A 26,042-nucleotide genomic window follows, 5' to 3' on the forward strand; every position below is an offset into this window, starting at 1 on the left:
GTTCCTGCCTCGCTATGCGTTGGCGTTTCCCGTCTCAGTGGGGTCGCATTATAGGGAGATCCGAAAACAGATCAACCCTTTTTTTAGATCTTTTTACTGTTCGAACAAAAATAGAACAAAACCATGTAAAACCATATGAAAACCTTCCTAAGATGATGCTTTTTTGTGCTCTTATTTATTATTTAATACAAATATCATTGCTATGTTTGATTTAGACGTTAAGATAGCAAGTTCACAATGTTAAATTAATGTTTATTTCCTGTTTATTGGTAGATCTAAAATGAAATTACCCGATCAAAAATCTTTTATCTTCTCTGTTATTCTTGCTGTAGTTGGTTTTGTTGTTGTTGAGTTTGCTTTAGGCGGCTTAGCTTTAAACCCTGCATTACTATTTGGTGCTGGTTTATTAATAGGTGCGATTGCTATTGCTGCAATGTCATCTGATGTGACTGAAGAAGCTGAAGTTAAAACAAAAACGCTTTATGTTGGTAACCTTCCTTATCGTGCAAACGAAGGTGTGGTTCGTGCATTATTTGAAGAACAAGGCAAAGTATTCAATGTTCGTTTATTAAAGGATAAGAATACTGGCAAGCGTCGTGGCTTTGGTTTTGTTGAAATGGCGCAAGCTGATGCAGACAATGCAATTGCTAACTTGAACGATAGCGAGTTCCAACAACGTACTTTAAAGGTACGTGAAGCAAAACAAAAACAAGAAGATGATTCTAATGCTCTACGTACTGAGACGGATCAGTCAGTGTAACTAGCTTTACCGCTAGCTTATTGCTAAACACATCAGCCGTTGCATAATATTGCAGCGGCTTTTTTATGTCTGTTAGTTTATTCACACACAAGTTAAGTTGGTTAAGTAGGTAGTTGACTCTGTTTGCTATCGCTACACCTGAATCAAGTAATTTTACATTCCCTTTAAAATACTGACTAATAGGCTCTGCTAATATTGGAAAGTGCGTACATCCTAATACAAGTACATCTATAGTTTTATCTATATGTAGGTCATCAAGCACTTGATGCAACTTGTTTGTATCCAAAGACTCTGTAAAAAAGTATTGCTCAGCTAAAGTTACTAACTCCACACTGCTATATAGATTAACGGTTACATTACGTGCATGCTCAGTAATTAATGTTTTAGTGTATGAACTGGCGACCGTTGCCGGTGTGGCTAATAAGCCAATATGATTTGAACGTGTTAACTCTGCCGCAGGCTTTATTGCTGGCACAACACCTACTATAGGAATATCTGTCATTTGGCGAACAGCGCTAAGTGCAGATGTAGAAGCGGTATTACACGCTATTACAATTAAATCAACGTTAAGCGTATTAGCTTTGATGAAATGAATAAGTGAGCATAATCGGTTAATGATTGTTTTTTGGGATTGAGCACCATAAGGTAGTAATGCATTATCCATAAAATAACTGTACTGAGCATTGGGGATACTTTGCTTTATATGCTCAAGTACAGTAGTTCCACCAATACCTGAATCAAAGACCATTATATGCGCTGACAAACTACCGTTCCCACTTTACTTTAAGAACGGCAGTTTGCCATGAGGTATTTATAAAAGAAAGTAGTTTAACTTTGCGTGGTTTCTAAATCAGCAAGCTCGTCGGCTGCCGAATTTAACTGATTAAGGTTTTCGAACATAGACTTTGTGTAATCCACTAACTTATCTATTTGCTCCTGATCTTGATTTAACCATTGGAGAATGCCAGCTAGCTGATTTTGTAATCCAAGCTCACCCGCTTTTTCAAAAGCATTTTTAAGGTCATCATTAAAAGGAGCTAAACCTTCCGCTACTCGTTTTTCTGGTGCTGGTCTATATTCTTCATAGCTTTTAACTGTTGCTATTGTTTTTGTTTGGCGTAAATCCATAGAAAAAGCCACCAGCTGATCGCTGTCTAAACTCAGCTCTTGCGCTTGTTCAAATGCTTCATCTAAATCACCACCAAAAAAGGTTTTACTTAGATCTTGTAAGTCTTCCATCATTGCATTAATAGCTTCTTGCTCTTGCTCATTTAAGTCACCATTAACCGACATCGAAAATGATACCTGTCGAGATTGCGATGATGAGCTTGCAAACGACTCGCTATTACTGTTTTGCTGATAGCCACTTGCCGACTGAGATTCAAATGCATCTGCAAAGCTAATACTTACCTCGTCACCCTCTGCGGTGGTAAATTTATACTCTGCATTACTCGTCATACTGACATATTGAGCCTGGCTTATATTTACGCTGGCAGGTTGTGGGTTAAATAACGACTCTTCAAACTTATCGAGCCCATTGTAAATTCCCTCTTTGGACTTATTAATCCCCTCTTCCATGTCATCATTAAATACACCTGTACCTTTGAGTTCATCAACAGCGTCGTCAATCCCTATTTGGACTCCTTTGCGCGCGTCGCCTAACATATCTTTGAGCTTTTCGTCATCAGCGCCATTAGCTTTTGCTTTATTAACAGCACGACTTACAAAATCGAGTACGTTTTTTACTATTTCATCAAAATCAAATAGTGGTTTATCTGCTTTTTTTTCTGCGATAGGCAATCCAAGCTGCTCAGCCATTTTATCGCCAAGCACCTTTGCGGCCAACTCTCGGCCTCGTTGTTGATAGCTATCTTGAGGAGACGTAATTGTAGGTTGCTGTATATCAGCTTTATTATTGAATTTATTGATGTTGTTGTTTGGCGTAAAGCCATAATTACCTATTTTCATGATTCGTCTCCTAAGCGTGCGTAGTTTATTATCGGCTATAACAACAAAAACTAAAGTACAATGTTCAATAAAACAGCATAAATGCTAGCCAAAACTAGACAAATACGCAGCGCTCCCTACAATAGCGCCGATAAACAGATCTTAGATAAGGTAGTAGCGTTAATGGCAGTTATTAAAATAGATACCACACAGTACCAAACGCAGTTAAGTGAAAAAGAGCAGCGTATTAGTGCACAGTTCCAACGTTTTGGTGTGGAGCAACTAGAAGTATTTAGCTCAGAGCCAACTAACTACCGCCAACGTGCTGAATTTAGAGTATGGCACGACGGTGACGATCTGTTTCACATTATGTTTGATCAACAAACAAAAGAAAAAATCCGTGTTGATACATTTGATCCAGCAGCGCCTCTAGTTGGTGAAATAATGCAGGTGATGATTGAGCATCTTAAGCCTTGTGAAATATTACGTCGTAAGTTATTTCAAATCGATTACCTATCCACGCTAAGCGGTGAAATTTTAGTAAGCTTGCTTTATCACAAACCACTTGATGATGAATGGTTAAGTGAAATTAAAGCGCTTAAAGAAAAACTAAGCAGTAAATACAAAATTGACTTTATCGGCCGTGCTCGCAAACAAAAAGAAGTGCTGGGTGATGACTTTGTAACTGAGCGTTTAACAGTTAATGGTCAAGAGCTTATTTATCAACAAGTAGAAAATAGCTTTACTCAGCCTAATGCAAAAGTAAATATTAATATGCTGGAGTGGGCGCAAGATTTATGTAAACCACTTAAAAATGATTTATTAGAACTGTATTGCGGTAACGGTAACTTTTCAATTGCGTTAGCGGGCTGTTTTAATAAAGTATTAGCAACAGAAATATCAAAATCATCTGTTCATTCTGCTCAATACAATATTGCTAAAAATAACGTAGAGAACTTAGATATTATTCGTATGTCTAGTGAAGAGTTTACTCAAGCAATGAATGGCGAGCGTACTTTCTCTCGTTTAGACGGTATTGACCTTAAAAGCTATGACTGCCAAACCATATTAGTTGATCCACCGCGCGCGGGCATGGATGAATTAACGTGTGACTTAGTAGCTAACTACGAAAGCATAATTTATATATCGTGTAATCCTGAAACCCTTGAGCGTGACCTTGATCACCTAACACGTACGCACAACGTTAAGCGCTTTGCTATATTTGATCAGTTCCCATATACACATCACATTGAGTCGGGTGTTTTCTTGCAGCGCAAATAAATACGCTCAGTAAACGTTACCCATAAAAAAAGCTCCTTGTAGGAGCTTTTTTAGTTTTAGCTAAACTTACTTGTTAGCTAAGTAATTAATCAGTTTGCTAATATCTTCTGGTTCAGTAATACCCGACTCACGACCTAGGTTTAATTTATACTTACCATTTACAATAAATGTAGGTACGCCACGTAGTGCGCCTTTTTCTTTAAAGTAGTCTTGATCGCGTTTCATTTTAGAGCTCAGCGTACGTACCGAGAAGCTTTTAAACAGCTTATCAAACTTATCGCCATCAACGCCCTGCGCTACAAATATATCTTTTACATCTGCAAGCTCATTAAAACTAGCGCGCTTTGTATGAATATGATTAAAGATTGCAGAGACAATTTTATCTTTTTGCGGAAGCACTTCTGCAGTAGCGAGTGCTTGGCTCATCATCTGTTGGTTTTCTGGGTCGCGTACACCTACAAAATCAACATGGCTCTTTTTAAATTTAACGTTTTTATCAAGCTTAGGCTTAAACTCACCAATTAGTGCTTCCATGTTATTACATGCAGGGCAGTAAAATGAGAAAAACTCTTTAATTTCTGGCTTTTTTGTTGCGCGCTCAGAAACAACGTCGTAATGCACGCCTTCTTCATACGTTGCTGCAAAGCTTGTTGCCGCCATAGGAAGTAGTACTGCAAGCAAACCTGCTTTAACTAATTTAATCATTATTATGCTCCGAAATTTATAGTGCTAATAAAAACGCTACTAACTCATCAAGTTCTTTTTGATTTTTGATGGTGTTGAGGTTTATTTTATATTTATCGTTAACAATAAAAGTAGGTACACCTGTAAGTGCGCCTAATTTTGAATATTTATTTTGTTTGTTTTGCATTGCTTGCTCAGCCGAAATAACTGGCATGCTTGCAATTTCTTGATCAAACGTTGCGCTATCAATACCGTTTACTTCAAGTAATTTTTTAACGTCTTTCATTTCAGTTAAAGGAGCACGCTGAACATGAATACTTTTAAAAATTTGATCGCTAATACTCTGCGCCTGACCATGCTGCTTAGCAATTAAGTAGGCAAAGCTTAAATTACTTTGTGCTTGTGGCGACACGCCACCTAAAAAGTTCACGTGGTTTTTAATAAACTCCGCGCCTTCTGGCAAGCCTTGTTCAATTGCTTTTGCTACTGGTTCAAACTTAAAGCAATGTGGACAGTAAAATGAGAAAAACTCGGTTACTTGTGGTGATGTACTTTTGTCTACATCAATAACAGTGTATTGATTATCAACTTCAAACTGTGCAGCAAGTGCTGCAAATGGTAAACATAAAAGTAATAAACTCAGTTTTAATTTTTTAAGCATTTGTATCTCGTTGTACTTGTCTTTAAATAAAATATTACGGCAATAACTTTAACGGTGCTTCTTGCAGTGCTGCAAGTTGCTCCTTCAGTGCTAAAATTTGTTGCTCCCAGTATTTGTCATCAGCAAACCATGTAAAGTTCCGCACAAAGGCAGGATCGCTCCATCGTTTAGCTACCCATCCCATATAATGGATAATACGCATCGCTCGCAGCGGTTCAATTAATTTGAGTTGAGAGTGATCAAAATCACAAAACTCTTCATACGCACTCACAAGGGTGTCTAACTGTAACAGTTGCGTCGCTCTATCGCCACTGAGCATCATCCATAAATCTTGGATTGCAGGACCTTGGCGGCTGTCATCTAAATCAACAAACATTAGCGCATCACCTGCCCACAAAATATTACCAACGTGGCAGTCACCATGTAAGCGAATACTTTGCACATCTTTATACTGTTTTTGCGCCTGCTCTATCACTAAATCTAAAATAGTATAAAAGGCAGTATTTATTCCCATAGGCACTAAGTTACTTTTTTGAAGATGAACTTTGGCTGTATGTAAATACTCCTCGCAAGTAACTGTTGGCCTATAAGTAAAAGGCTTTGTTTTAGCTACTTGGTGCATACGGCCAATTAAACGCCCCATTACATCAAGCTGGTCTAAGTTATCAACCTCAAATAAACGCCCGCCGACACTTGGAAACAACACAAACAAATAACCTTCGTGTTCAAACAAGCTTTGCCCATTATATAAAATAGGGGCAACAACAGGCACTTCCGCTTCTGCCAGTTCAAATGCAAAATCATGCTCTTCTTGAATTTGCTCTTTACTCCAGCGCTCTGGGCGATAAAACTTCACTACGTAACGCAGGCCATCATCGGCTTTAAATTGGTACACTCTGTTTTCATAGCTATTGAGTGCCAACAAACCAGATTCAGCGTACACACCTACGCTTTCTATTGCATCGAGTATTAGGTCAGGTGTTAAGTCAATAAAACTAAATTTACTCATACTCTTCTTATATAAAATAAAAAGCGGGTTATATACCCGCTTTTGTTAATTGCTATATCAACTTACCTATTTAAGGTAGGTTGTGATTATCGCGCTTTAAAAAAGTTACTCGACTGCGATATTGTTTCATCCGGCTCATCTACCGGTGAAAGCACAAAATTAAACTCTGTCATTGGCGCTTTTAAATCATAAGGGTCCATTACAAGCGACAATGGCACATTATGAGATTGCCCTGCCTGCACAGTAAATGACTGCTTACCAATATACTTAAAGTTATCTAACCCTTGTACTTTAATATTAAAGGTTTGCTCGTACTGCGCTTTATTAATTACCTTTAATGTATAGGTGTTCTCTACTAAACCATCAAAATCGACACGATATAATTGGTTTCGATCACGAATGATATCAAAGTCCATTGTTTTACGCAGCGCTATATTAGCTACAAGTGCTCCCGTAAGCACAACAAGTATGACCGTGTAACCAATGATTTTAGCTCGTAGTGGATTCGTTTTATTTTCTGGGGTTTCGAGGTTTCGCTCTGTCGTATATGAAATAAGTCCACGCGGGTATTCCATTTTATCCATTACGCCATCACACGCATCAATACATGCACCACAGTTAATACACTCAGCTTGCAGCCCATTTCTAATATCAATACCTGTTGGGCACACTTGAACACACAGGTTGCAGTCGATACAGTCGCCTAGCTCTAAATCTTCATGATCTACTTTACGTGAACGAGGACCACGGCTTTCACCACGGCTTTCGTCGTACGTTACAGTGTATGTATCTTTATCAAACATAGCTGATTGAAAACGTGAGTAAGGGCAAATGTGTAAACACATAATTTCTCGCATCCAACCGGCATTACCATAGGTACACGCAGCAAAGAAAATAATACTGACTAGTGCATAACCACCCACGTTAAACGTTACAAAATCAGGAAGTAACTCTCTGATTGGCGTAAAGTAACCCACAAAAGAAATAGCGGTATATAACGAAAACAATACCCAACTAGTATGCTTTGCCGTTTTACGCCAAAACTTATCAAAATTCATGGGTCTTTGATCGAGTTTTTTACGCTGATTAGCCGTGCCCTCAAGCTTTTCTTCAAACCAAATAAAAATAAAGGTCCAAACAGTTTGCGGACATGTGTAGCCACACCACACCCGTCCATAGAAGGTGGTCACTAAAAACAGCGCAAATGCTGCCAGCATAAAAATAAACGCTAATATGGTAAAATCTTGAGGCCATAGCGTTAAACCAAAAATATTGTATTTTTGACCAATTAGATCAAACAGCACTGCTTGCTGGCCGTTAAAATTAATCCAAGGAAGTAACATAAACGCAAGTAGGCCTAAAAAGCCAATGCGCTGCCTAAGTAATTGATGTAGGCCTTTTACGGCACGCACATAAATACGATTTCGGGGATTGAACCTATCATCTTGACGGCTTAAATCCGGTTTTTGGATTTTCACCTCTACAGGGATATTCTTTACTTTAATTTGTTTGTCCATCGAAGTTCCTCAACGCCGCTTGGAAATAAAAATCCAGCAATACTCAAGTACTCTATACTTAAAGCTAGCAAGTTACTTGCTAGGCAGATTTACTTTAATAAATTGCCTTCTCGAATACTTTCAGATATTTCAGAAATATCTGACTGCTGTTAACCATTATAACAATGTTGGTTAAAATTACTGGCATAGATCGCTAATAATTTATTCATCCCAGTTACTTGCTTTTAAAATGCAGTTTATTACACTGCATGGTAATTCAACCCTACTTAGATCAAGGTTTACGTATCCATGAAAAAATTTATTATTTTGGTAGTTGTGATCCTTGCCTTTTTTACAATCGATCATCCGCTTATAAAAGAACCTCGCGAAAGGTTATTAGGTGAAGGCATTGGTTTTTTAAGTGATGCAAGTAAGGTTAACAGAAGCCCTGCTGCAAATATGGCTAAAAATAGGATCAGCAGTCAACTTAAATTGTCTGAATCTGAGGGGGAGTACGTAGAAAAAACGTTTACAACAGATGACTCTGTTCAGTTATTTCACCTACGCTATTGTCGTGAACGTGACTTAAACCTTTATTTTTATGGCGATCGTTTAAATACAGTATGTAAAATAGTGACTGAAGCATTAGAGCAAAAGCGAGCAAAGTAGTGGATTTTTCAGGATTAAATAAAAAAGCAAGCGACTCATTTCATAAACAGCGCAACATGCTTAAACAATTAGCACAAGGCAAAACGTTAAAGTGTGAGAAATGTAATGGAGTTTTAACACTTGATTTAGCCACCTGCGAGCCTGGTAAAGGTATGGTAAAGTGTAAGCAAGGCTGTACTGATATTGTATTAGAACTAAGCGCTTAGATTACCTAAGCGCTTAAGCTAAAACTATTCGTCCCAGCTGTCATCAGTTATTAAACCACTGTTAATGGCAACAACTTCTATGAGCTCCGCAAAGCCTAGTGCAAAGTCACCCATTGATTCATATTGATACTGGCATAAGGCTTCTTTAGTCATACTATTTTGCTGAGCAATCTGAGTAATTGCTTGCTGATCAAGAGCAAAAAAGCTCAGTGTACTTAATGCACTCTCTAATGCTTCTTTAAATTCAGCATCTAACTCAGGTGCATTTAAAAGTGGCTCTGCATATGCTTTAGTAGCCACTAAAAAGCCTTCGCTCCATGGTTTACAAAACTCAATAGTAAACTCAACGGGTAGTTTGTATCCTGTTTCAAATACTTGCTCACTAATTTTATGGTATAGCGCCATAAACAAGAAAAGTACTTCTTCATCTAAATCATTAGCTGTATTTGGTAATATCTGCTCAAGCCACTCATGCACATCTAATGGATTGGGCGAACAAATAACGCCAAATAAATAGCCTTGGCTTTGTTGAAGGGTCATTGCTTGAGATTGGGTATTTAAAAATGTGCTGAGCTGCTTTGCGTGCAGCTCAGTAAATTGGGGTATTTGCATTAAAACTCTTTATATTCAAACATTAAAAGTTGAGCAGGTAACGACCTTGGCTATCTGGTCGGCCTAAAAATTTAACCGCATCATGTACATCTTTAGGTAAGCTAGCATCTGGTTTTACATAACCTGCCACACTAAAGTCGAAATTAGCTTTAAGTGTAGCATCTGCCACAAGGCCAAGCGTATTATCTGGGTCAATTAATATAGCAATATCGCCCGACTTACAGCTTAACTTACCAGCCAGAGGGCCAATATTAAACCACCCATTTAAGCCTTGCACGTCAATATTAGGGCTCGCTATTTCACCTTTTAGTGAATCACAATAAGGTGCACCTGAGCTGTATTCATCAAGTTCTAAAATTACACGCCCTTTAGCGGTTACAGGTAGGGGAAGCTGCACGCGCTGCATTGCACGCTCTACTGTTGAGCGCACTAGGCCGTCAGTCACTTTAACTTCTTGATTAAAAAGCCCATAACTTACATCAGCATAACCCGAGATATCACTACGCTCTCGTGCATTACCAAACTTCACATTCGCATTTAGCTTGCCTGTAAATAACTTCCAGCCAGCAATGTCCCAGCGAACATTATTTAACTGTTCACCATCAAAACGAACTTGCATCATTTGACCTTGCCAAACAGTGCCTACAGTTTGCCCTACTTCTAATTGCTTTGGAAAGTACGGTTTTGCTATATCTAGTGCAATATGTGCTGGTAATTTAATAATACAAAACACAATAAAACTAATTAAAAAGACAGCCGATAACGTTATTATTTTTTTCATTAATTAATTCTCTAATACTAAACGGCTTACACGCACATAGCCTGATTTATCATCGCGGCTCAAATCTAAGTTTTCAATTTTTAAGCCGTGTTGATTCACTAGCTCATCTAACCACTCTATTAACTGATTAAATTCTACAGAGTCGAGCGTCAAACGTAGCGAATCACTACTTGGCTGCATTTTACTAATACTTATTTGATGGCGCCCACGTGTAGAATTAACAATTTGGCTTAAGTTTGCATTGCTAGCAACACTGGTGTTACCCGCAGCCTTTAGCTTAACAATGCTTTCATCAACCCAAGCTAATAGCTCTTGTTGTTTAATTTGAGATTGCTGTGCCTTTTCTATCGCATTATTTAATGGTCGAAATATTCCCATTACTAAAACAAAAATAATAAACACGCCACCAGCGACCATTACCAATTGTTGTTCTTGCTCTTTAAGCGAGCGCCATTGTTGCATTAACTGCTTTTTCATACTGCACCTCGCAGTTTAATTTCACCAACGACATAATCACCGTCGTTATTTAAAGACCCTTGCTCAACAGTTAAACCTTGTTTTTCAAGTATGATTTTTACTTTACCAAAGGTTTGGAAGTCTTTAGCACGTGCACGAATGCGCAGCTCATTGCGACGTTTGTCATAACGAAGTGTTTCAGGTGTAAATTCGCTGACTTGCGAAAATACATCAACCAAATTAGTCGTTAAGTCTAAAAAGCCCGACTCACTTGAGCCTTGCACTTTATCTAACGCGCCTTTAATTTGGCTTTTAATTAGATTGGGGCGAACTTTAGTTCCTGGGAATGCTTTTTGGTATCTGTCGACTACTTGAGCTTTAGCTACTTCTACTTGTGTATTAAGTTGGTGTAACTCAATAGCTTTTATTGTAATAGTAGAAACCAATGCAACACTTGCTATAATTGCGGCGCCTTTCCAGTAACCCCACCATAAAGCGCTTTGTTTTTTAAGCTGATACATACCTTGGCGTAAGTTAAAGTTAACGCTATCTAACTGCTTTGCAAATAATGCTAGAGGTAAGTCGTACTCACTCGTTTGCGCTTGTAAGTTAACGCTTTCTGGAAACTGACTAGCTGGGCTAAAATGTTTAATATCAGGATTACCCATGGCTGTTAAGTAGCCATTTAACCAACTAGATTCAACCGCACCTATATGCCATTGCCCCTGCTTAAATAACCATTGGTTATTGAGCTCGATAGCGGTAACTGCGCCATCATCTGCAAGCGGTAACAACAAAGCATCGGGTAATATTCTGTATACTGATAGATTATGCTCTACAAATAATGCGAGCCATTGTTCAAACCATTCACGGTCTGTCATTGCTACACGAATTGCATGTTGCTCACCAAGCATTGTCGGCTGCGCTACTGCTATAAACAGTTCATCTACGTCACATGCTATATCTTCCTCCAGCATGTATGGCAATGCTTGCTCAAGCTTGCGATTCCATTTTGTTGGCAAAGCGACCGTTTTTAATTGCACTTGATCACTTGGTAACAACACGACCACTTCTCGGGTAAGTGCTTTTTCGCTTAGCTCACTTAAATGCTCTGCATTTGGTAACTCGCCACTGGCTATTATTTCTTGTTCTTGTGGTGAGTAAATTAACCAATTAAGCAATTCTTGCTCGGTTTGACCCGTGCGGATCAACAGTATTTCTGTCACTGTACGCCTCCAAATTTTCGCGCCAGTATCGTTACGTCACCGTCTTTAGCGTGCAGTAATGTGGTCATCGAAAAACGCAGGTCGACAAAATTTGCCTGCGTTTGTAATTTAAAATATTCGCTTTTAATACTAAATAAACTTTTGACTGAGTCGGTATTAGTACCGCCTTGTTGCTTCACCTGTTCAAAAAATTCATCAATGGTGTCAAAGCCAGTTTGCGGTCTTGCACCTATCACAGCCTCTGCACCAGATAAGCTCAAGCTTTCTATTAAGGCACTGAGTATGAGTGCTTGCTCTGGGATTAATGTATTTACGTTAATAGATAAAAGCGTACTGCCTGGTATTACACATACATATGGCAGTACTTTTTCCATCACTAATGGGTTAAAGCCCTTAACCAAGCGTAATTCCGATGTTGATGCAAATAAACTATTGGCTGTCATATACGGAAAATCTCGTGATAAATACTCGTCTTCTTCTGCGCCTGAGCGATATGTAATACTGTCCTCGTCAAGCCAATCAAATACGCTATCTGCCATTGTCTCTTCTGATTCATCAGCAGGTAAATCTTCAATGTTTTCAAGTAATGCAAATAGTGCTTTATGTGCAGGGTTTGTTTTACTTGCGCTATTTTCTTCTGGCGCTATGGCTAAAGCATTTAAATTTAAACATGCTTGTAAATCAGTAATTTTGCCACTTAACGTGCCGTTATCAACAGGGTATGAAGCATCACCTAGAGTTGCCCAAACTTGATCAAGTGTTGTTTTATCAGCATCATCTTTTTTACTTTGTATTAGCCCTTTAATAGCAAGCTCTTCTGCACCGTAGGCGTACCATTTAGCTTGCTGATGACCTTGCAAATTAGTGCTTTTTTGCACTTGAACCATTAAATTAGCACTCATTTCTACTGCTAAAATAGCCGCTAATGCCACAATAAACAAAACAATAACAAGTGCTGCGCCGCGCGATGATTGCTGCTTAACCATTATTCACATCCGTACTTTGTGTAGCAACAACTTTGCCTTGCCCAGGAACTAAAAATACACGACGAATTGGCTCTGCTTCTATTTGTTGCAAAGTAACAGCAACCGCTTTAGGGAGAGCTTTAATTTCCCACTGTTCTTGCCATTCGTTTTTATCATCTAAAAACTCAAACTTAAGCTCTTCAACATTTTCTAGTACACGTTGAACTCGCGGTTCCATATTATCAAGCTGATCAACATAAACCCGATAAACACGCTCAAGGTTATCGTCTATCACTCTATAACCAACGGCTTGTAGTTCTGAACGTGGCAATAAATTAATTGGATTTATCCAGCCATCTCGTACAAACGCAATACCATCGTATTGGCTTTCTAAAACGTAACGACCAGCAAGTAAATATTGTTCTTGAACATCACCAGATTCGTTTCGTACTGCACGTTTAGTCATTTGGCTAAAATCTTGATCCATTAACCTAAATGTTGTTTGCAACCCATTTAACTCAGCAATTTTTTCATCGGAGGCATCTTTTGCTCTTGTTGTCGTCTCTAATATTTGATGAGTAGCAATAATAACAAAAGCTAAAATACCCAGTGCTACCATAACTTCAAGTAATGTAAACCCGCGCTGCTTCACTTACTTTTTGCCTTTATTTAGATACGTTGATAACTCATATGCCGAATGCTCATATTTTTCATCCGTAAAAACATTTATGGTTAACTTAACAAAGCTTTTGTCAGCAGTGGCTGTTACTTCTTGCTGCCAAAACCATTCAACACCGCCCATTACTTCGCTGCCTTTAAGGTTATTTTTACCTTGCCATTGTTCGCCTTTAGTACGCTGTTCAATAATAACGTTTTCGGCGACCCAAGATGCATAGGTTTGCTCTTCAATAGTCGTTAAGTGGTGTATGTGCTCGCTTGTTGCTTGCATTGCAGCTATACCCGCCATAGCACAAATACTTAATGCCACTAATACCTCTAATAAGGTAAACCCTTTAGTGCGCTTCATTATTCTGGCTCTCGGCGAAAGTTTACTGGTGCAGCAAATTCACCTTCAATGTAATACACAGGCTCGCTTTGCTCTTTTAACTCTAATATAAGTTGAAACGCGCTTACCTCACCTGATGACAAAATAAGCACTTGTGGGATTTTTAACTTTTTAAGCTCAAGTAAACTGTCCTCATCGCCGCCACTCATAAGTTCGCGCCAGTTAGATTGCTCTAAGAGGTTATCTTGCGCCCACGCTAAATCTTCTAAGTTGAGAGTGAGCTTTAATCTTTCATCTAACTCTATTGGTTTAAAAAGATCTTCACGGTCAAAGGTAATCCACTTTTCACCATCGAAAACTAAATACTCTAACGTATTTTCTTCTACTAATAAGCCCAATTCAACTTGGTTTAAAATGGCAAATTCCGATGCCATGTTAATGGTGGTATGCAGCCTTAATGCTTGAGTATCTAATTCTTCCTCAGCACCGCCTTCTAAGCTATATACCACCATTTTTGTAGCAAAAGCGATAATCACTAATACCACTAAAATTTCTATTAAACTAAAGCCTCTGCTTTTTGCATGGCGCTGCTTAAGGCTTGCTTTCATAGCAAGCCTCTAGCATTAACATGTTCATACAAAGCAGTGTACTTAAGCATTATTGTTTTTCTTCGTCCCAGTTACCGATATCATCATCAGTACCTACTTCACCATCAGGGCCCATAGAAAAAATATCAAACTTGCCAATTTCACCTGGGCTAATTAGCTGATATAGATTACCCCATGGATCTTCTGGTAATTCATTAATAAAACCACCGTCAGGGAAACGTTTTGGAACCGGTTCAATGCTTGTTTGAGTAACTAGCGCTTCAAGACCTTGCTCTGTGCTTGGGTAGCTCTTATTTTTAAGCTTGTATAAGCTCATTGCATCTTCTAATTGCTGAATATCTAGATGCGCTTTATCGATAGCAGCCTCTTCTTGCTGACCCATAATGTTAGGTGCAACAATTGACATAATCATCCCGATGATAACCAGTACCACCATCACTTCTAGTAAAGAAAAACCTGATTGTTTATTCACGTAATTACCTCATTATTCTAAAAACATTAAGTAAAAATGGTTTAGGTAAAACCATTAATATATTTAAAAATTTATTCTAACTTAAAGTCCAACAGCTTTATTCATCGCCATTATTGGCTGCAATATTGCCATTACTATAAATAATACAATAACCGCCATTGAGGCGATCATCGCAGGCTCTAGTAGTTTAAGCGATACATTAACCATGCTCTCAAATTCGCGATCTTGGTTATTTGCAGCACGCTCTAACATTTGCTCTAGTTCACCTGATTTTTCACCACTTGCTATCATATGCAGCATCATTGGTGGAAACAACTTAGTTTGCTGAAGTGCAGCTCTTAAGCTTGCACCCTCACTCACTCTATCGGATGCATCTGCAACCGCTTTTTTAATTTTTTCGTTAATTAATACACCGCCCGAGATACGCATCCCCTCGAGCAATGGTACCGAGCTTGACGATAAAATACTTAAAGTACGCGCAAAACGTGCGGTGTTAATACCACGAGCCACTTTACCTATACCTGGCATATGTAGCACTCGGTCATCCCACCAAAAACGTATTTTAGGCTGCTTAAGTGCATGCTTAATACCAATGGCTATAGCTGTAATCGCTATTAAACTAATAAACCAATAATTTTGCACAAAATGGCTGCCTGCCATAACCCATTCGGTTGTCCAAGGAAGTACTTGTTTCGTTTTTTCAAACGTTTTTAATATTTTTGGTACTACGGTGCCCAGTAATACCGACACAATACCAATTGCAAATACCACTAATATAATGGGGTAAACCATAGCCTGAGTTATTTGGCTACGCATATGTTGGCGCTGCTCGGTATAGTCGGCTAAACGATTAAGTACTTGGTCAAGGTGACCCGACTTTTCGCCTGCGGCTACCATTGCACGATATAAGTCGTCAAAAACATGAGGAAACTCACTAAGACCATCGGCAAGGGTGTAACCTTCGACTACTTTTGAGCGTACCGACATAAGCATCCGCTTTAAACGCGGCTTTTCGCATTGCTCAGCAACCGCCATAACAGCGCCTTCAACAGGAAGTGCCGATTGAATAAGTGTTGCTAATTGCCTTGTAATTAATGCTAAGTCTGAGGTTGAAATTGTAGGCTTAAAAAAGCCACCGAGTAAAGGGGCTTTTTCGCCTTTGACTTGTTTATCACTTTGCGCCGCAGGGACAACTTCAAGCGGCGTAAGTTTTTGATCACGTAAAGTTTGGCGAATTTGTTTAGCTGTATCAGCTTCTAAAATGCCTTTTTTTTCTTTACCTCGGCCATCTAAGGCACGGTATTCAAACGCCGCCATAGTTAACCTTCCTCACGGGTAACACGCAATACTTCTTCAAGTGTTGTTTTACCTACAAGTACACGGCTACAACCATCTTGGCGAATACTTGGGCTGCGCTTACGAATGTATTTCTCTACGCTTTGCTCGCCTTTACCGTTGTGAATCATTTCGCGTATTGTTTCATCAACTACAAGTAACTCGTGAATACCCGTACGACCACGATAGCCATTAAAGTTACACTCTTCACACCCTACTGCTCGATAAATTGTCGGTTGGCTTTCAAAAGGAACCCCTAACAGCTGGCATTCATGCTCATCAGCCGTGTGACCTTCTTTGCAGGTATTACACAATGTACGTACTAGCCGTTGCGACAACACACCGAGTAACGACGATGAAAGTAAGAATGGTTCAACACCCATATCTTCCATACGTGTAATTGCACCCGATGCGGTATTAGTATGCAGAGTAGACATAACAAGGTGGCCGGTAAGTGACGCTTGAACACCAATTTGCGCAGTTTCAAGGTCGCGTATTTCACCCACCATTACTACATCAGGATCTTGGCGTAATATTGCACGTAAACCACGTGCAAATGTCATATCAACTTTTGCATTAACTTGTGTTTGCCCAATGCCTGGAATTTCGTACTCTATCGGATCTTCAACGGTAAGAATATTGCGATCGCGTGAGTTAATTTGGCTCATACCAGCGTATAGAGTGGTACTTTTACCAGAGCCCGTTGGCCCTGTTACTAAAATAATGCCGTGGGGTTTACTAATTAAATCTGAAAACAATGCACGGTTATCTGCGGTCATACCTAAATCTTCAAGGTTTAAACGCGCGTTGTTTTTATCAAGTAAACGCAGTACTACACGCTCACCAAAGCTCGATGGCATTGTAGACACACGCACATCAACTGCACGCCCGGCAATACGTAAGCTAATACGGCCATCTTGTGGAATGCGTTTTTCGGCTATATCAAGCTTAGCCATTACTTTAATACGAGACACAAGTAACGATGCAAGTTTACGATTAGGCTTAAGTACTTCTTTAAGCACGCCATCGACCCTAAAGCGAATAACAAGCTCTTGCTCGAAGGTTTCGATATGAATATCAGAAGCCCCTTCTTTAATCGCTTCACTTAGCATGGCGTTAATAAGCTTGATTATTGGCGCATCATCGTCACCAGCCAGTAAATCTTCAGTTTGCGGAAGTTCATCAGCAAGTGAGAATAAATCAACCTCGTTGCCAATATCTTCCATCATTTGTTGTGTTTCAGAGCTATCACGTTGGTATGACGCTTCAAGCAATAGCTCAAATTTATCATCAGCCAATTGCTCAAGTGTAAAACCATGGCCTGCGATACGGCGTACTTCTAATAGTACTTCCACATCTAGCTCACCACGGTAGTAAACTATGCGGTGATCTTTGTTTTTGCCAAGTAACACACCTGCACGTCTTGCATAGGAAAACGGCAAACGCTTTGCTGGTAACTCAACTAACACATCACTCGTTAATAGCTCATCCTGATTATGCGTTTTAGGATGAACCACATCTTGGTTTATCTCTTGAATCGCATTAGTCATCTTTACGCTCTTGTGCATTTTGTTTACGCAGAGACTCTTCATACGTAGGGGGAAGTACTAATTCGTCATTCCACTCAGGTAAAATAGGCGTATCAGTCATTGGCATTAACTCAATACCGTCTTCTTTTTGTTTAAACTGCTCACCACGAATAAAGTTATATTTATTAAAGCTTAACTTATTCATGCTTACACCATCACGAATAATGGTTGGGCGAATAAACACAATAAGATTACGCTTACGGCGCGTTGTATTTGTTGATCTAAACAGGTGTCCTAAAATAGGGATATCGCCTAATAACGGCACCTTAGAAACGCTTTCTTGTACGTCTTCGTCAATTAAACCGCCAAGTACAACCATACCGCCATCATCGGCCATAACAGTTGTTTTAATTGAACGCTTATTTACTGAAATATCAACCGCAGTTGCACCACTTACGCTCGATACTTCTTGCTCAATAGTAAGCTGTACTGCTGAACCATCATTAATCTGTGGCGTAACTACCAGCTTAATACCTACTTCTTGACGCTCAACTGTTTGAAATGGGTTAGCATTATTACTGCCTGTTTGTGAGCCTGTAATAATAGGTACTTCTTGACCGACTAAAATAGAGGCTTCTTCGTTATCCATTGTAGTAATAGAAGGGGTAGCCAAAATATTTGAATTTGTATCAGTGGCAACAGCCTGAATAATTGCGCCCCAATCATTTTTAACAACGCCCAGCGCTAAACCATTAATGCCACTAAGTAAGGAGGCTAATGGACCATAGTCACCTTCTGTTGTTTCCGTATACGGCGTTACCGTACCAGATTCTGTTCCTATTATATTTTTAGTAACGGTTACATCTTGTGCTTGCTCTGCAGCAACAGCTAACGAGCCCACGGGAACCGTAGTGCCGTTGTTAAACTGCAGCATACCGCCCTGCTCAGAAATCCACTGCAGGCCTAAGTTAACCCCGTCGCCTTCCATTACTTCAATAATAATGGCTTCAACTAGTACTTGGGCACGGCGAATATCAAGGCGTTCAATTACAGATTCAAGTGATCGCATTGTGTCTGGCTGTGCGGTAATAATTAATGAGTTTGAGTCTGGGTGAGACTCTATACTGCTTTCATTATTGCTTCTGCTACGAGTTTTAGTAGTACCGCCTTGTGCATCTTCAACAAGTGACTTACTAACACCCTGCAATACTTTGACCAAATCTTCAGCTTTAGCATAATTTAGGTAAAACACCTTAGTATTACCTTGGCTTTCTAACTCACCATCTAAGCGCTTAATTAGTTCAATAGCACGTGTACGGGCTTGGCCTTCACCGCTTACAATAACGCTATTAGTTCGGCCATCAGCCACAACTTTTGGAATTAAGAATTCAGGTACACTGCCTTTACCGCTGTCTTTATAAATATTATCTACCACAGAGACAACATCATCTGCCGTCGCATATTTAAGCTTAACGATGTCTACACGCTTGTCACCCGCCTGATCAACAGAGCGAATAATCTCAACTAAGCGATTAACCGATGCAGCATGACCTGTTAGCATCATTACGTTAGCCGCATTAAAGTTAGCAACGTGGCCACCATCTTTTTGATCGCTAAATTGACGAACTAGAGGACCAAGCTCCTGCACACTTACATTTTTAACACGTACAACACGCGTAATCATCATGTCGCCGCTAGCTTCACTACCTTCGTCAATAAGTGGCACATTTGATTTTTTAGCGTCTGAACTTTTTTCTACCTTAATTATGCCATTGTCCATTTCAACAGCTGAGTAGCCATAAACTTCCAATACATTTAAGAAGAACTGATAATAAAGTGCTTCGTCCATTAACTCGTAACTGCGAACATTTACCTTTCCACGCACGTTAGGGTCAATAATTACTGTTTTATTAAGGTTTTTACCAACAATGTTAATGAACTCATTGATATCAGTTCCTTTAAAGTTAGCAGCATATTCAACAGCAGAAACAGACAAAGAAATACTTGCCGCCAAAAAAAGTGCTGCGTACTTAGCTAACCCTTTTTTAATTTTTTTGAGGTGTAGCACCTGAACCATCGTATTAAAACTCCAAAGCTAAATTATTGCAGACTAAATTGCACATCAATTTGTTCACCATCACGTTCTATAGTGATATTGGCATCTGTACTATTACGCAGCTCATTAATAGCTGACATAGCCTGTTTTAAATCTGTTAATTGATAGCCATTTATAGAAATGGCTAAATCGTTATTTTTTAAACCCATTTGCTTAAATAGCTCAGGCTCTTTACCTGGACTTAAGCGATATCCAATTAGCTCACCATCATTCATGGCTTGTGAAACACGTATATAGTCAAATAGCTTGCCCGGCTCTTCGAGTAACTCTTCACGTGTTTCTATAATTGCTTCTTTAACGTCCGGATCTGCAGTGGCATCTATTTGTAGATCACTTGGTTCTAATTTTTGCGGACCCATTTCAGAATCATCACGCGCAGCGAGTACTGGCATAGACACCTTCTTACTGAAATCGAGTCCATCAAGCATTAATGTTTCAAAGCGTCCATTAACACTCAAAATAATACGATCCGGCAATATTTGTGCAACTTCAGCACGCGTACCCGATACTACTTCATCAACAAGATAGCTTACTTGCTTACCTTGTGATTCAATAATTGCGATACCTGCTTTGTCATCGTTATTAACCGCTACGATACCGGTTAAATTGATACTTAAGCGCGTTTCTGGCGCATTATTTATTACCTGCGATTGCTTTGCAGTATTATTGTTGTTTGTTACAGTTTTTTTACCAAATAAAAATTGCTCAATAATATGCTGCGCTGAGTTGTTACTCGCACCAGATGACTGGTTAGCATAATGAGTAGGGGTAAGTAGAGTTACTGGTGGTTTTGGCCACAAAAGCAAAACAAGTTTTGATAATAAAAATGCAAGATAAACAACAACTAACAGTGTCACTAATGCACTTAACTTAGCATGCGGTAAACGAGTTAAAAATTGTTTTAGTTGTTGGATTTGCTGTTCCATAAATAGTGTTCTTATTTTAATTTACTGCGTTAGCGCGTACCCATAGTACCCTTTCATTTTTCTTTCAACAAGCACACTAATATTAAACTTTGTAAACAGATTAAATTAACTTTACATAACAGTACAAAAAGTAAACTGCCGTTGTAATACCTTCATCCTACGATGATTTCATGATAAATTTTAAGCTATAAAAACGTGGGGAAATGCCTTATGAGTAAAAAAAGTAATGCTAATACCAGCTCAGACCCTGTAGATGGGTTAAAAGTTCGATTAGATAAATGGTTATGGGCTGCGCGATTTTATAAAACTCGTGCAGTTGCACGCGAAATGGTGCAAGGCGGCAAAGTACATTATAATGGGCAACGTACAAAAGCGAGTAAAATAGTAGACGTTGGCGCAAAAGTAAAACTGGCTCAGGGCGTAGATGAAAAGCTGATAACTATACTCTCAGTGCTTGAAAAACGTCAAAGCGCCCCCATTGCACAGACCATGTATCAAGAATCTGATGCAAGTATTGCTAAACGCGAAGAAAACAGCATCGCACGCAAAAATAACAGCTTTTTTGCTCCTCATCCGGATAAAAAACCGGATAAAAAGCAACGACGCGAACTTTTAAAAATGAAATCAAGTTAGGTATAGCCGCTCATGCAACAAGATTTACTTCACCGTTATTTATTCAACGAACTAGATGTTCGTGGCGAACTCGTACAAATCGAGAATGCTTATAATGAAATGATTGCCGACCATAATTACCCAGACCCTGTTAAAGCATTACTAGGTGAGTTACTTGTTGCAACCTGTTTATTAACCGCCACTTTAAAGTTTGAAGGTGAAATTGCAGTACAGCTTCAAGGTGATGGACCAGTTAAATATGCAGTTATAAATGGTGATGATAAACAAAACATGCGTGGTATTGCACGCCTGCAAAGCGAAATTACGGGCACAACTGTAAAAGAGCTTATTGGTCAGGGCTATATGGTGATCACTATTACACCAAGTAAGGGTGAACGTTACCAAGGTATAGTTCCGCTAGAGCATGATACTCTGAGTGAATGTATCGAAAGTTACTTTGAGCAGTCAGAGCAATTAAAAACACGCCTTTGGTTTGCAACCGACACAACAGAAGGTAGCGCAAAAGCATGTGGTCTATTTTTACAAGTACTCCCAGTTGATAAACAAAAATCAATTGAAGACTTTGCACACCTAGAAGCATTAAGTAATACAATTAAAGATGAAGAACTATTATACCTTGATGCTAATACTGTCCTTACACGCCTTTATCACGAAGATAATCCTCGCGTATTTGAACCTCAAGCGATTAAATTCAAATGTGGTTGTAGTCGTGATAAAACAATTACTGCGCTTGTTAATATTGGACAAGAAGAACTACTTAAAGACGTAGCTGAGAAAGGGTCTGTTAATATTAACTGTCATTACTGTTTAAAAGAGTATGTTTTTAACGAACAAGATATAAAAAGCATTTTCAACTAAATGTTCAGCTTCATCTATATATAGTAATTAAAGCCGCAAAATATGCGGTTTTATATTATAAAAAGATGATACCGGTGTCATCTTTTCTGCTAATTTCATGACACCGGTATCATTGAAATTATTCATGTTTTTTCTTAAATATATGTGTTTTTAGAGGCTTTACGGGCTCGAATATCTTAAAACCTTCTGTTACTATAATTTCAGTTTAAGGGCACTGATAACCCCAGAGCTATCCGTTCAAACTCTCACACATAGTTAGGTATAAACATGACTACAGGCGCTACACGTTTTGTCGATTTAACCGCAGCTGAACTTGTCGAGCATGCGATCCGCCGTGGCGAAGGTACTTTAGCCGCAAATGGTGCTTTTGTTGCAATTACAGGAAAACGAACTGGTCGTTCACCAAAAGATCGTTTTATTGTACAAGAAGCAACAACTCAAAATGATATTCAATGGGGCAACGTTAATCGTCCATTTGATGCAGACAAATTTGACGCATTATGGGCTCGCGTAGAATCACATGTTCAAAGTAATGACCACTTCACCTCTCACCTAGAAGTTGGCGCAGACCCTGAGCATTATCTACCTGTAGTTGTAACTACAGAAACAGCGTGGCACCATATTTTTGCCAAAAACATGTTTATCGAACCGCAGAACTATAACGCTTCAAACTTACCACAATGGCAAGTAATGAACGTTCCTTCGTTTGTATGTGAGCCAGAACGTGATGGCACAAATAGCGATGGCACCGTTATTATTAACTTTGCACAGCGTAAAGTATTACTAGCAGGTATGCGTTACGCCGGTGAAATGAAAAAATCGATGTTTTCTGTACAAAACTTCCTACTACCAGCAAAAGGTGTATTACCAATGCATTGTTCTGCTAACGTTGGTGAAGCAGGCGATACAGCATTATTCTTCGGTTTATCTGGTACGGGCAAAACAACTCTTTCAGCAGATCCTACTCGCTTTTTAATTGGTGATGACGAGCACGGCTGGGCACCTGGAAGCGTGTTTAATATTGAAGGCGGTTGTTATGCTAAATGTATCGACCTGTCACAAAAGAATGAACCTGTAATTTGGAATGCTATTCGCTTTGGCACTATTTTAGAAAATGTAGTGTTAGATGAAAAAGGCGTTCCAGATTTTAACGATACTAGCCTTACTCAAAATAGCCGTGCAGCATATCCACTTGAACACGTTGAAAAACGTAAAGTAGAAAACCGCGCAGGCGAACCTAAGGCTGTTGTATTTTTAACTTGTGATGTAAGCGGTGTATTACCACCGGTTTCTATACTTAGCGAAGAAGCTGCTGCTTTTCACTTTTTAAGTGGATACACAGCAAAAGTTGGTTCTACTGAGATTGGTTCAACTAGCGATATTGAATCAACATTTTCGACATGTTTTGGCGCACCATTCTTCCCACGCCCTGCTGGTGTTTACGCTGAGCTTCTTATGAAGCGTGTACGCGAGTTTGGCGCTAAGGTGTACCTTGTGAATACAGGTTGGACTGGCGGCCCTTACGGCACAGGTAAACGTTTTGATATCCCAACTACTCGTGCAGTAATTGATGCAATCGTATCTGGTAAATTAGCGGGTGTTGAAACTCAGCACATTGATGTTTTAAACCTAGATGTACCGGTAGCAGTTCCAGGTGTAGATACTAACTTACTTAATCCTATTAATACGTGGGAAGATAAAGCTAAGTACAATGAATATGCAGCAAAACTTGCCGCAGACTTCACTGAAAACTTTGCTAAGTATGACGTATCAGACGATATAAAAAATGCAGGACCTAAAGCTTAAATAAGCTTCAAGTTTGTATTTTAACGCCAGCCAAGGGCTGGCGTTTTACTTTCTAAATACCTAATTTAATAAGTGCGACAAAATGCCGCACAACTCATATCAAAAAACCATATAATATACCGCGTAATTAATCATTCTTTAATGCCCAATAAACCTGCATTACTCATTACGGCTATTTAATTAATGACACTAAAGCTTTCATGGCGAAAAATATTCAGGCGGTTACATTTATACTTAGGTCTATCGATAGGTGTTTTACTTGCTATTATTAGCCTTTCTGGCTCCGTATTAGTTTATTACCCACAAATAGACTTACTGCTAAATCCAGCAAATGACGCTATTACAAACATAAAAACGCCTAATTGGGATCAAGCATATAATACGCTAAGAGCCAATTTCCCTTCAAAGCAAGGGCCATGGCGATTAGAAAACACAGGTATAAACTCAGTAATTCCCGCGCGATACTACAATCCAATAGAAACAAAAGAGCAAGGCTTTGCCCCCTTAATGGTATGGCTATCTAGCAGTAGTGATAAAGTAATACGTAAAAACTATTGGGGAAAATACTTAGTAACTTGGATGTACAACTTACATTTTTCATTACTAACAGGAGCAACGGGCACTCTCGTTGTTGGCTATATAGGCATAGCCTCAATAGTTCTTCTTATCTCTGGATTCTTTGCTTGGTTTCCAAAGCCTGGGCAGTGGGTAAAGGCACTAAAATTTAAATCTCGTAGCTCTAAAATAGGTTTGCTATACGACTGGCATAAACTAATTGGTTTAACCTTCTGCATACCGCTACTAGCTTTAACTGTTACAGGTGTTATGCTCGCTATTCCAAAACAAACAGATCCTATATTAACCGCTCTAGTTAGCGATATAAACTCTCCACCAAAAACACAAATTCAACCGAGCAAACAAACCAATATTCCTTTATCACAAGCGGTATTAATAGCTGAAAAAGCATTACCGAATACGCGTTTAGCTTGGATTGAAACACCATCAAACTTAAATGCTATTTACAGATTAAGATTTCAAACTGTAAACGATCCTTCGTATCGCTTTCCACATAGCTATATAGAGGTTAATGCACTTACAGGAAAGTTAGAGAGCGTGTTTAATATAGATAAGCAAAGTACGGCTAGTAAAATAAAAAACTGGATACACCCTCTACATGACGGCAGCATTGGCGGTAACATTTTAAAAGTCATTTGGGTGCTGAGTGGCTTTGGACCTGCTGCATTGTTCTTTATTGGCGTATATAGGTGGTTAGTTAGAACCAAGAGAATATAAAAATAAAATAAACTTTACGCCAATCTACCTAGTTAAATGATCTATTTGAGGTCAAAAATTTCTTTATTTCGTTGTTCTCGCCTATTACTCCTAAGTTGCTCAACCTTCTGTATCCATGCAATCGTATATCAGAAATTTCTAACGCAATTAACGTCAAGTTCAATCCACCAAATTGATTAGGTATTATTGCCGATTAGTATAATTATCAGGTATGTGTATTTATTCTGCACGCGCTAAAACTACAGTTAGTTACAGATGTAATGCGGTAAATCACTTAGGTAAACTTAGCGCACAATAGTGCCCCCAAATTAATTGCTTACTAGTGTCTGTAAATAAGGCTATATACCTAATGGGAATGTCTAATAGGCTACTGAATAGTTAAAGCAAGGCTCTTTACAATGTGAAGCCTGCGTAATGTCACGATACCCACAGCGGTGGAGAGTCACGTAGTAAATGCTACTTTATTGGCCGAATGGGGTATCGAGGGTTTTTGTTGTGATTTTAACGTCGGGAGTCGCTGCGCTCGCCCGCCCTACGTGATGCGTGTTGATGTGAGTGTGTGTTAATTACGCACATTTCACTTTTCTGCAGACGTAAAAAAGCCCGAATCGTTAGATTCGGGCTCTCTACAATTTGAAGCCTGGTAATGTCCTACTTTCACATAGCAAATGCTACACTATCATCGGCGCTGTTTCGTTTCACTACTG

At 39.1% G+C, this 26,042-nt stretch carries 27 protein-coding genes; 8 read left to right on the plus strand and 19 right to left on the minus strand.

From position 1 onward, the window contains the following. Positions 1-280: 280 nt before the first annotated feature. Complete coding sequence (locus I6F66_RS18920; protein WP_007582860.1) at positions 281-760, plus strand: RNA-binding protein; 480 nt, start codon at positions 281-283, stop codon at positions 758-760. Here I6F66_RS18920 and murI read toward each other — a convergent pair. Next, positions 723-1,523 carry a glutamate racemase gene (murI, locus tag I6F66_RS18925; RefSeq protein ID WP_166379497.1) on the minus strand — a complete coding sequence of 267 codons (801 nt, stop codon included), beginning with the start codon at positions 1,521-1,523 and terminating at the stop codon, positions 723-725. The genes I6F66_RS18920 and murI overlap by 38 nt on opposite strands. A 65-nt stretch (positions 1,524-1,588) precedes the next feature. Next, positions 1,589-2,728, minus strand: coding sequence for a DUF5610 domain-containing protein (locus tag I6F66_RS18930; RefSeq protein WP_165729491.1), 1,140 nt, complete (start codon positions 2,726-2,728; stop codon positions 1,589-1,591). A gap of 162 nt (positions 2,729-2,890) precedes the next feature. Here I6F66_RS18930 and trmA point away from each other — a divergent pair, with 162 nt between their 5' ends. Next, positions 2,891-3,988, plus strand: a complete 1,098-nt coding sequence (trmA, locus tag I6F66_RS18935) for a tRNA (uridine(54)-C5)-methyltransferase TrmA (protein WP_007582854.1) — start codon at positions 2,891-2,893, stop codon at positions 3,986-3,988. 66 nt (positions 3,989-4,054) lie between these two features. Here the strand turns inward: trmA and I6F66_RS18940 are convergent, their stop codons facing one another. The 4 genes from I6F66_RS18940 to ccoG form a co-directional block, all read right to left on the minus strand. Next, the gene (locus I6F66_RS18940; RefSeq protein WP_010555409.1) at positions 4,055-4,693 is read right to left on the minus strand and encodes a thiol:disulfide interchange protein DsbA/DsbL; all 639 of its coding nucleotides are present in this window, start codon (positions 4,691-4,693) and stop codon (positions 4,055-4,057) included. 16 nt (positions 4,694-4,709) lie between these two features. After that, positions 4,710-5,333: a thiol:disulfide interchange protein DsbA/DsbL gene (locus I6F66_RS18945; RefSeq protein ID WP_007586563.1), complete on the minus strand. Its 624-nt coding sequence runs from the start codon at positions 5,331-5,333 to the stop codon at positions 4,710-4,712. 34 nt (positions 5,334-5,367) lie between these two features. Next, on the minus strand, positions 5,368-6,342 hold the full coding sequence (locus tag I6F66_RS18950; protein WP_010555410.1) for a serine/threonine protein kinase: 975 nt from the start codon (positions 6,340-6,342) through the stop codon (positions 5,368-5,370). Between the two features lie 86 nt (positions 6,343-6,428). Beyond that, on the minus strand, positions 6,429-7,859 hold the full coding sequence (gene ccoG / locus I6F66_RS18955; RefSeq protein WP_024591440.1) for a cytochrome c oxidase accessory protein CcoG: 1,431 nt from the start codon (positions 7,857-7,859) through the stop codon (positions 6,429-6,431). 288 nt (positions 7,860-8,147) lie between these two features. Here ccoG and I6F66_RS18960 point away from each other — a divergent pair, with 288 nt between their 5' ends. Continuing rightward, positions 8,148-8,507: a hypothetical protein gene (locus tag I6F66_RS18960; protein WP_165729493.1), complete on the plus strand. Its 360-nt coding sequence runs from the start codon at positions 8,148-8,150 to the stop codon at positions 8,505-8,507. Further along, a complete protein-coding gene (locus tag I6F66_RS18965) occupies positions 8,507-8,713 on the plus strand; it encodes a hypothetical protein (protein ID WP_165729494.1) in 207 nt (68 codons plus the stop codon). Before I6F66_RS18960 ends, I6F66_RS18965 begins: the two co-directional genes overlap by 1 nt. Before the next feature lie 24 nt (positions 8,714-8,737). On the opposite strand, the gene I6F66_RS18970 is transcribed toward I6F66_RS18965, so the two are convergent. The 13 genes from I6F66_RS18970 to gspC form a co-directional block, all read right to left on the minus strand. Continuing rightward, complete coding sequence (locus tag I6F66_RS18970) at positions 8,738-9,325, minus strand: UPF0149 family protein (RefSeq protein WP_165739656.1); 588 nt, start codon at positions 9,323-9,325, stop codon at positions 8,738-8,740. 22 nt (positions 9,326-9,347) lie between these two features. Then, positions 9,348-10,106, minus strand: a complete 759-nt coding sequence (locus tag I6F66_RS18975) for a type II secretion system protein N (protein ID WP_197177037.1) — start codon at positions 10,104-10,106, stop codon at positions 9,348-9,350. Between the two features lie 3 nt (positions 10,107-10,109). Continuing rightward, positions 10,110-10,583 (minus strand): type II secretion system protein GspM, encoded by a 474-nt coding sequence (gene gspM, locus I6F66_RS18980; RefSeq protein ID WP_024597722.1) that lies wholly within the window; start codon positions 10,581-10,583, stop codon positions 10,110-10,112. Next, entirely contained in the window at positions 10,580-11,788 is a 1,209-nt protein-coding gene (gene gspL, locus I6F66_RS18985; RefSeq protein ID WP_024591438.1) for a type II secretion system protein GspL, read from the minus strand. The genes gspM and gspL overlap by 4 nt, the downstream gene beginning before the upstream one ends. After that, positions 11,785-12,774, minus strand: coding sequence for a type II secretion system minor pseudopilin GspK (gene gspK, locus I6F66_RS18990; RefSeq protein WP_197177038.1), 990 nt, complete (start codon positions 12,772-12,774; stop codon positions 11,785-11,787). Before gspK ends, gspL begins: the two co-directional genes overlap by 4 nt. Beyond that, positions 12,767-13,405, minus strand: coding sequence for a type II secretion system minor pseudopilin GspJ (gene gspJ / locus I6F66_RS18995; protein WP_010555413.1), 639 nt, complete (start codon positions 13,403-13,405; stop codon positions 12,767-12,769). The genes gspK and gspJ overlap by 8 nt, the downstream gene beginning before the upstream one ends. Beyond that, a complete protein-coding gene (gene gspI, locus I6F66_RS19000) occupies positions 13,406-13,780 on the minus strand; it encodes a type II secretion system minor pseudopilin GspI (protein ID WP_002962039.1) in 375 nt (124 codons plus the stop codon). Then, a complete protein-coding gene (locus I6F66_RS19005) occupies positions 13,780-14,367 on the minus strand; it encodes a Tfp pilus assembly protein FimT/FimU (RefSeq protein WP_010555414.1) in 588 nt (195 codons plus the stop codon). Before I6F66_RS19005 ends, gspI begins: the two co-directional genes overlap by 1 nt. Positions 14,368-14,416: 49 nt before the next feature. Continuing rightward, the gene (gene gspG / locus I6F66_RS19010) at positions 14,417-14,839 is read right to left on the minus strand and encodes a type II secretion system major pseudopilin GspG (protein WP_007586585.1); all 423 of its coding nucleotides are present in this window, start codon (positions 14,837-14,839) and stop codon (positions 14,417-14,419) included. Positions 14,840-14,920: 81 nt separating this feature from the next. Further along, positions 14,921-16,156, minus strand: coding sequence for a type II secretion system inner membrane protein GspF (gene gspF / locus I6F66_RS19015; RefSeq protein WP_002962033.1), 1,236 nt, complete (start codon positions 16,154-16,156; stop codon positions 14,921-14,923). A 2-nt stretch (positions 16,157-16,158) separates the two neighbouring features. Then, positions 16,159-17,724 carry a type II secretion system ATPase GspE gene (gene gspE, locus I6F66_RS19020; RefSeq protein WP_010555415.1) on the minus strand — a complete coding sequence of 522 codons (1,566 nt, stop codon included), beginning with the start codon at positions 17,722-17,724 and terminating at the stop codon, positions 16,159-16,161. Beyond that, on the minus strand, positions 17,717-19,780 hold the full coding sequence (gene gspD, locus I6F66_RS19025) for a type II secretion system secretin GspD (protein ID WP_024591434.1): 2,064 nt from the start codon (positions 19,778-19,780) through the stop codon (positions 17,717-17,719). Before gspD ends, gspE begins: the two co-directional genes overlap by 8 nt. Before the next feature lie 23 nt (positions 19,781-19,803). Beyond that, the gene (gene gspC / locus I6F66_RS19030; protein ID WP_197209591.1) at positions 19,804-20,745 is read right to left on the minus strand and encodes a type II secretion system protein GspC; all 942 of its coding nucleotides are present in this window, start codon (positions 20,743-20,745) and stop codon (positions 19,804-19,806) included. 210 nt (positions 20,746-20,955) lie between these two features. Here gspC and hslR point away from each other — a divergent pair, with 210 nt between their 5' ends. The 4 genes from hslR to I6F66_RS19050 all read left to right on the plus strand — a co-directional run bounded on the left by hslR (position 20,956) and on the right by I6F66_RS19050 (position 25,335). Further along, positions 20,956-21,378 (plus strand): ribosome-associated heat shock protein Hsp15, encoded by a 423-nt coding sequence (hslR, locus tag I6F66_RS19035; protein WP_007586590.1) that lies wholly within the window; start codon positions 20,956-20,958, stop codon positions 21,376-21,378. Between the two features lie 12 nt (positions 21,379-21,390). After that, the gene (gene hslO, locus I6F66_RS19040) at positions 21,391-22,236 is read left to right on the plus strand and encodes an Hsp33 family molecular chaperone HslO (RefSeq protein ID WP_165729497.1); all 846 of its coding nucleotides are present in this window, start codon (positions 21,391-21,393) and stop codon (positions 22,234-22,236) included. A 267-nt stretch (positions 22,237-22,503) separates the two neighbouring features. Continuing rightward, positions 22,504-24,042 carry a phosphoenolpyruvate carboxykinase gene (locus I6F66_RS19045; RefSeq protein WP_007586595.1) on the plus strand — a complete coding sequence of 513 codons (1,539 nt, stop codon included), beginning with the start codon at positions 22,504-22,506 and terminating at the stop codon, positions 24,040-24,042. 183 nt (positions 24,043-24,225) lie between these two features. Continuing rightward, complete coding sequence (locus tag I6F66_RS19050) at positions 24,226-25,335, plus strand: PepSY domain-containing protein (RefSeq protein WP_197142720.1); 1,110 nt, start codon at positions 24,226-24,228, stop codon at positions 25,333-25,335. Positions 25,336-26,042: the final 707 nt, after the last annotated feature.

It is taken from the genome of Pseudoalteromonas sp. NZS100_1, assembly GCF_015864285.1.
Lineage (GTDB): Bacteria > Pseudomonadota > Gammaproteobacteria > Enterobacterales > Alteromonadaceae > Pseudoalteromonas > Pseudoalteromonas arctica.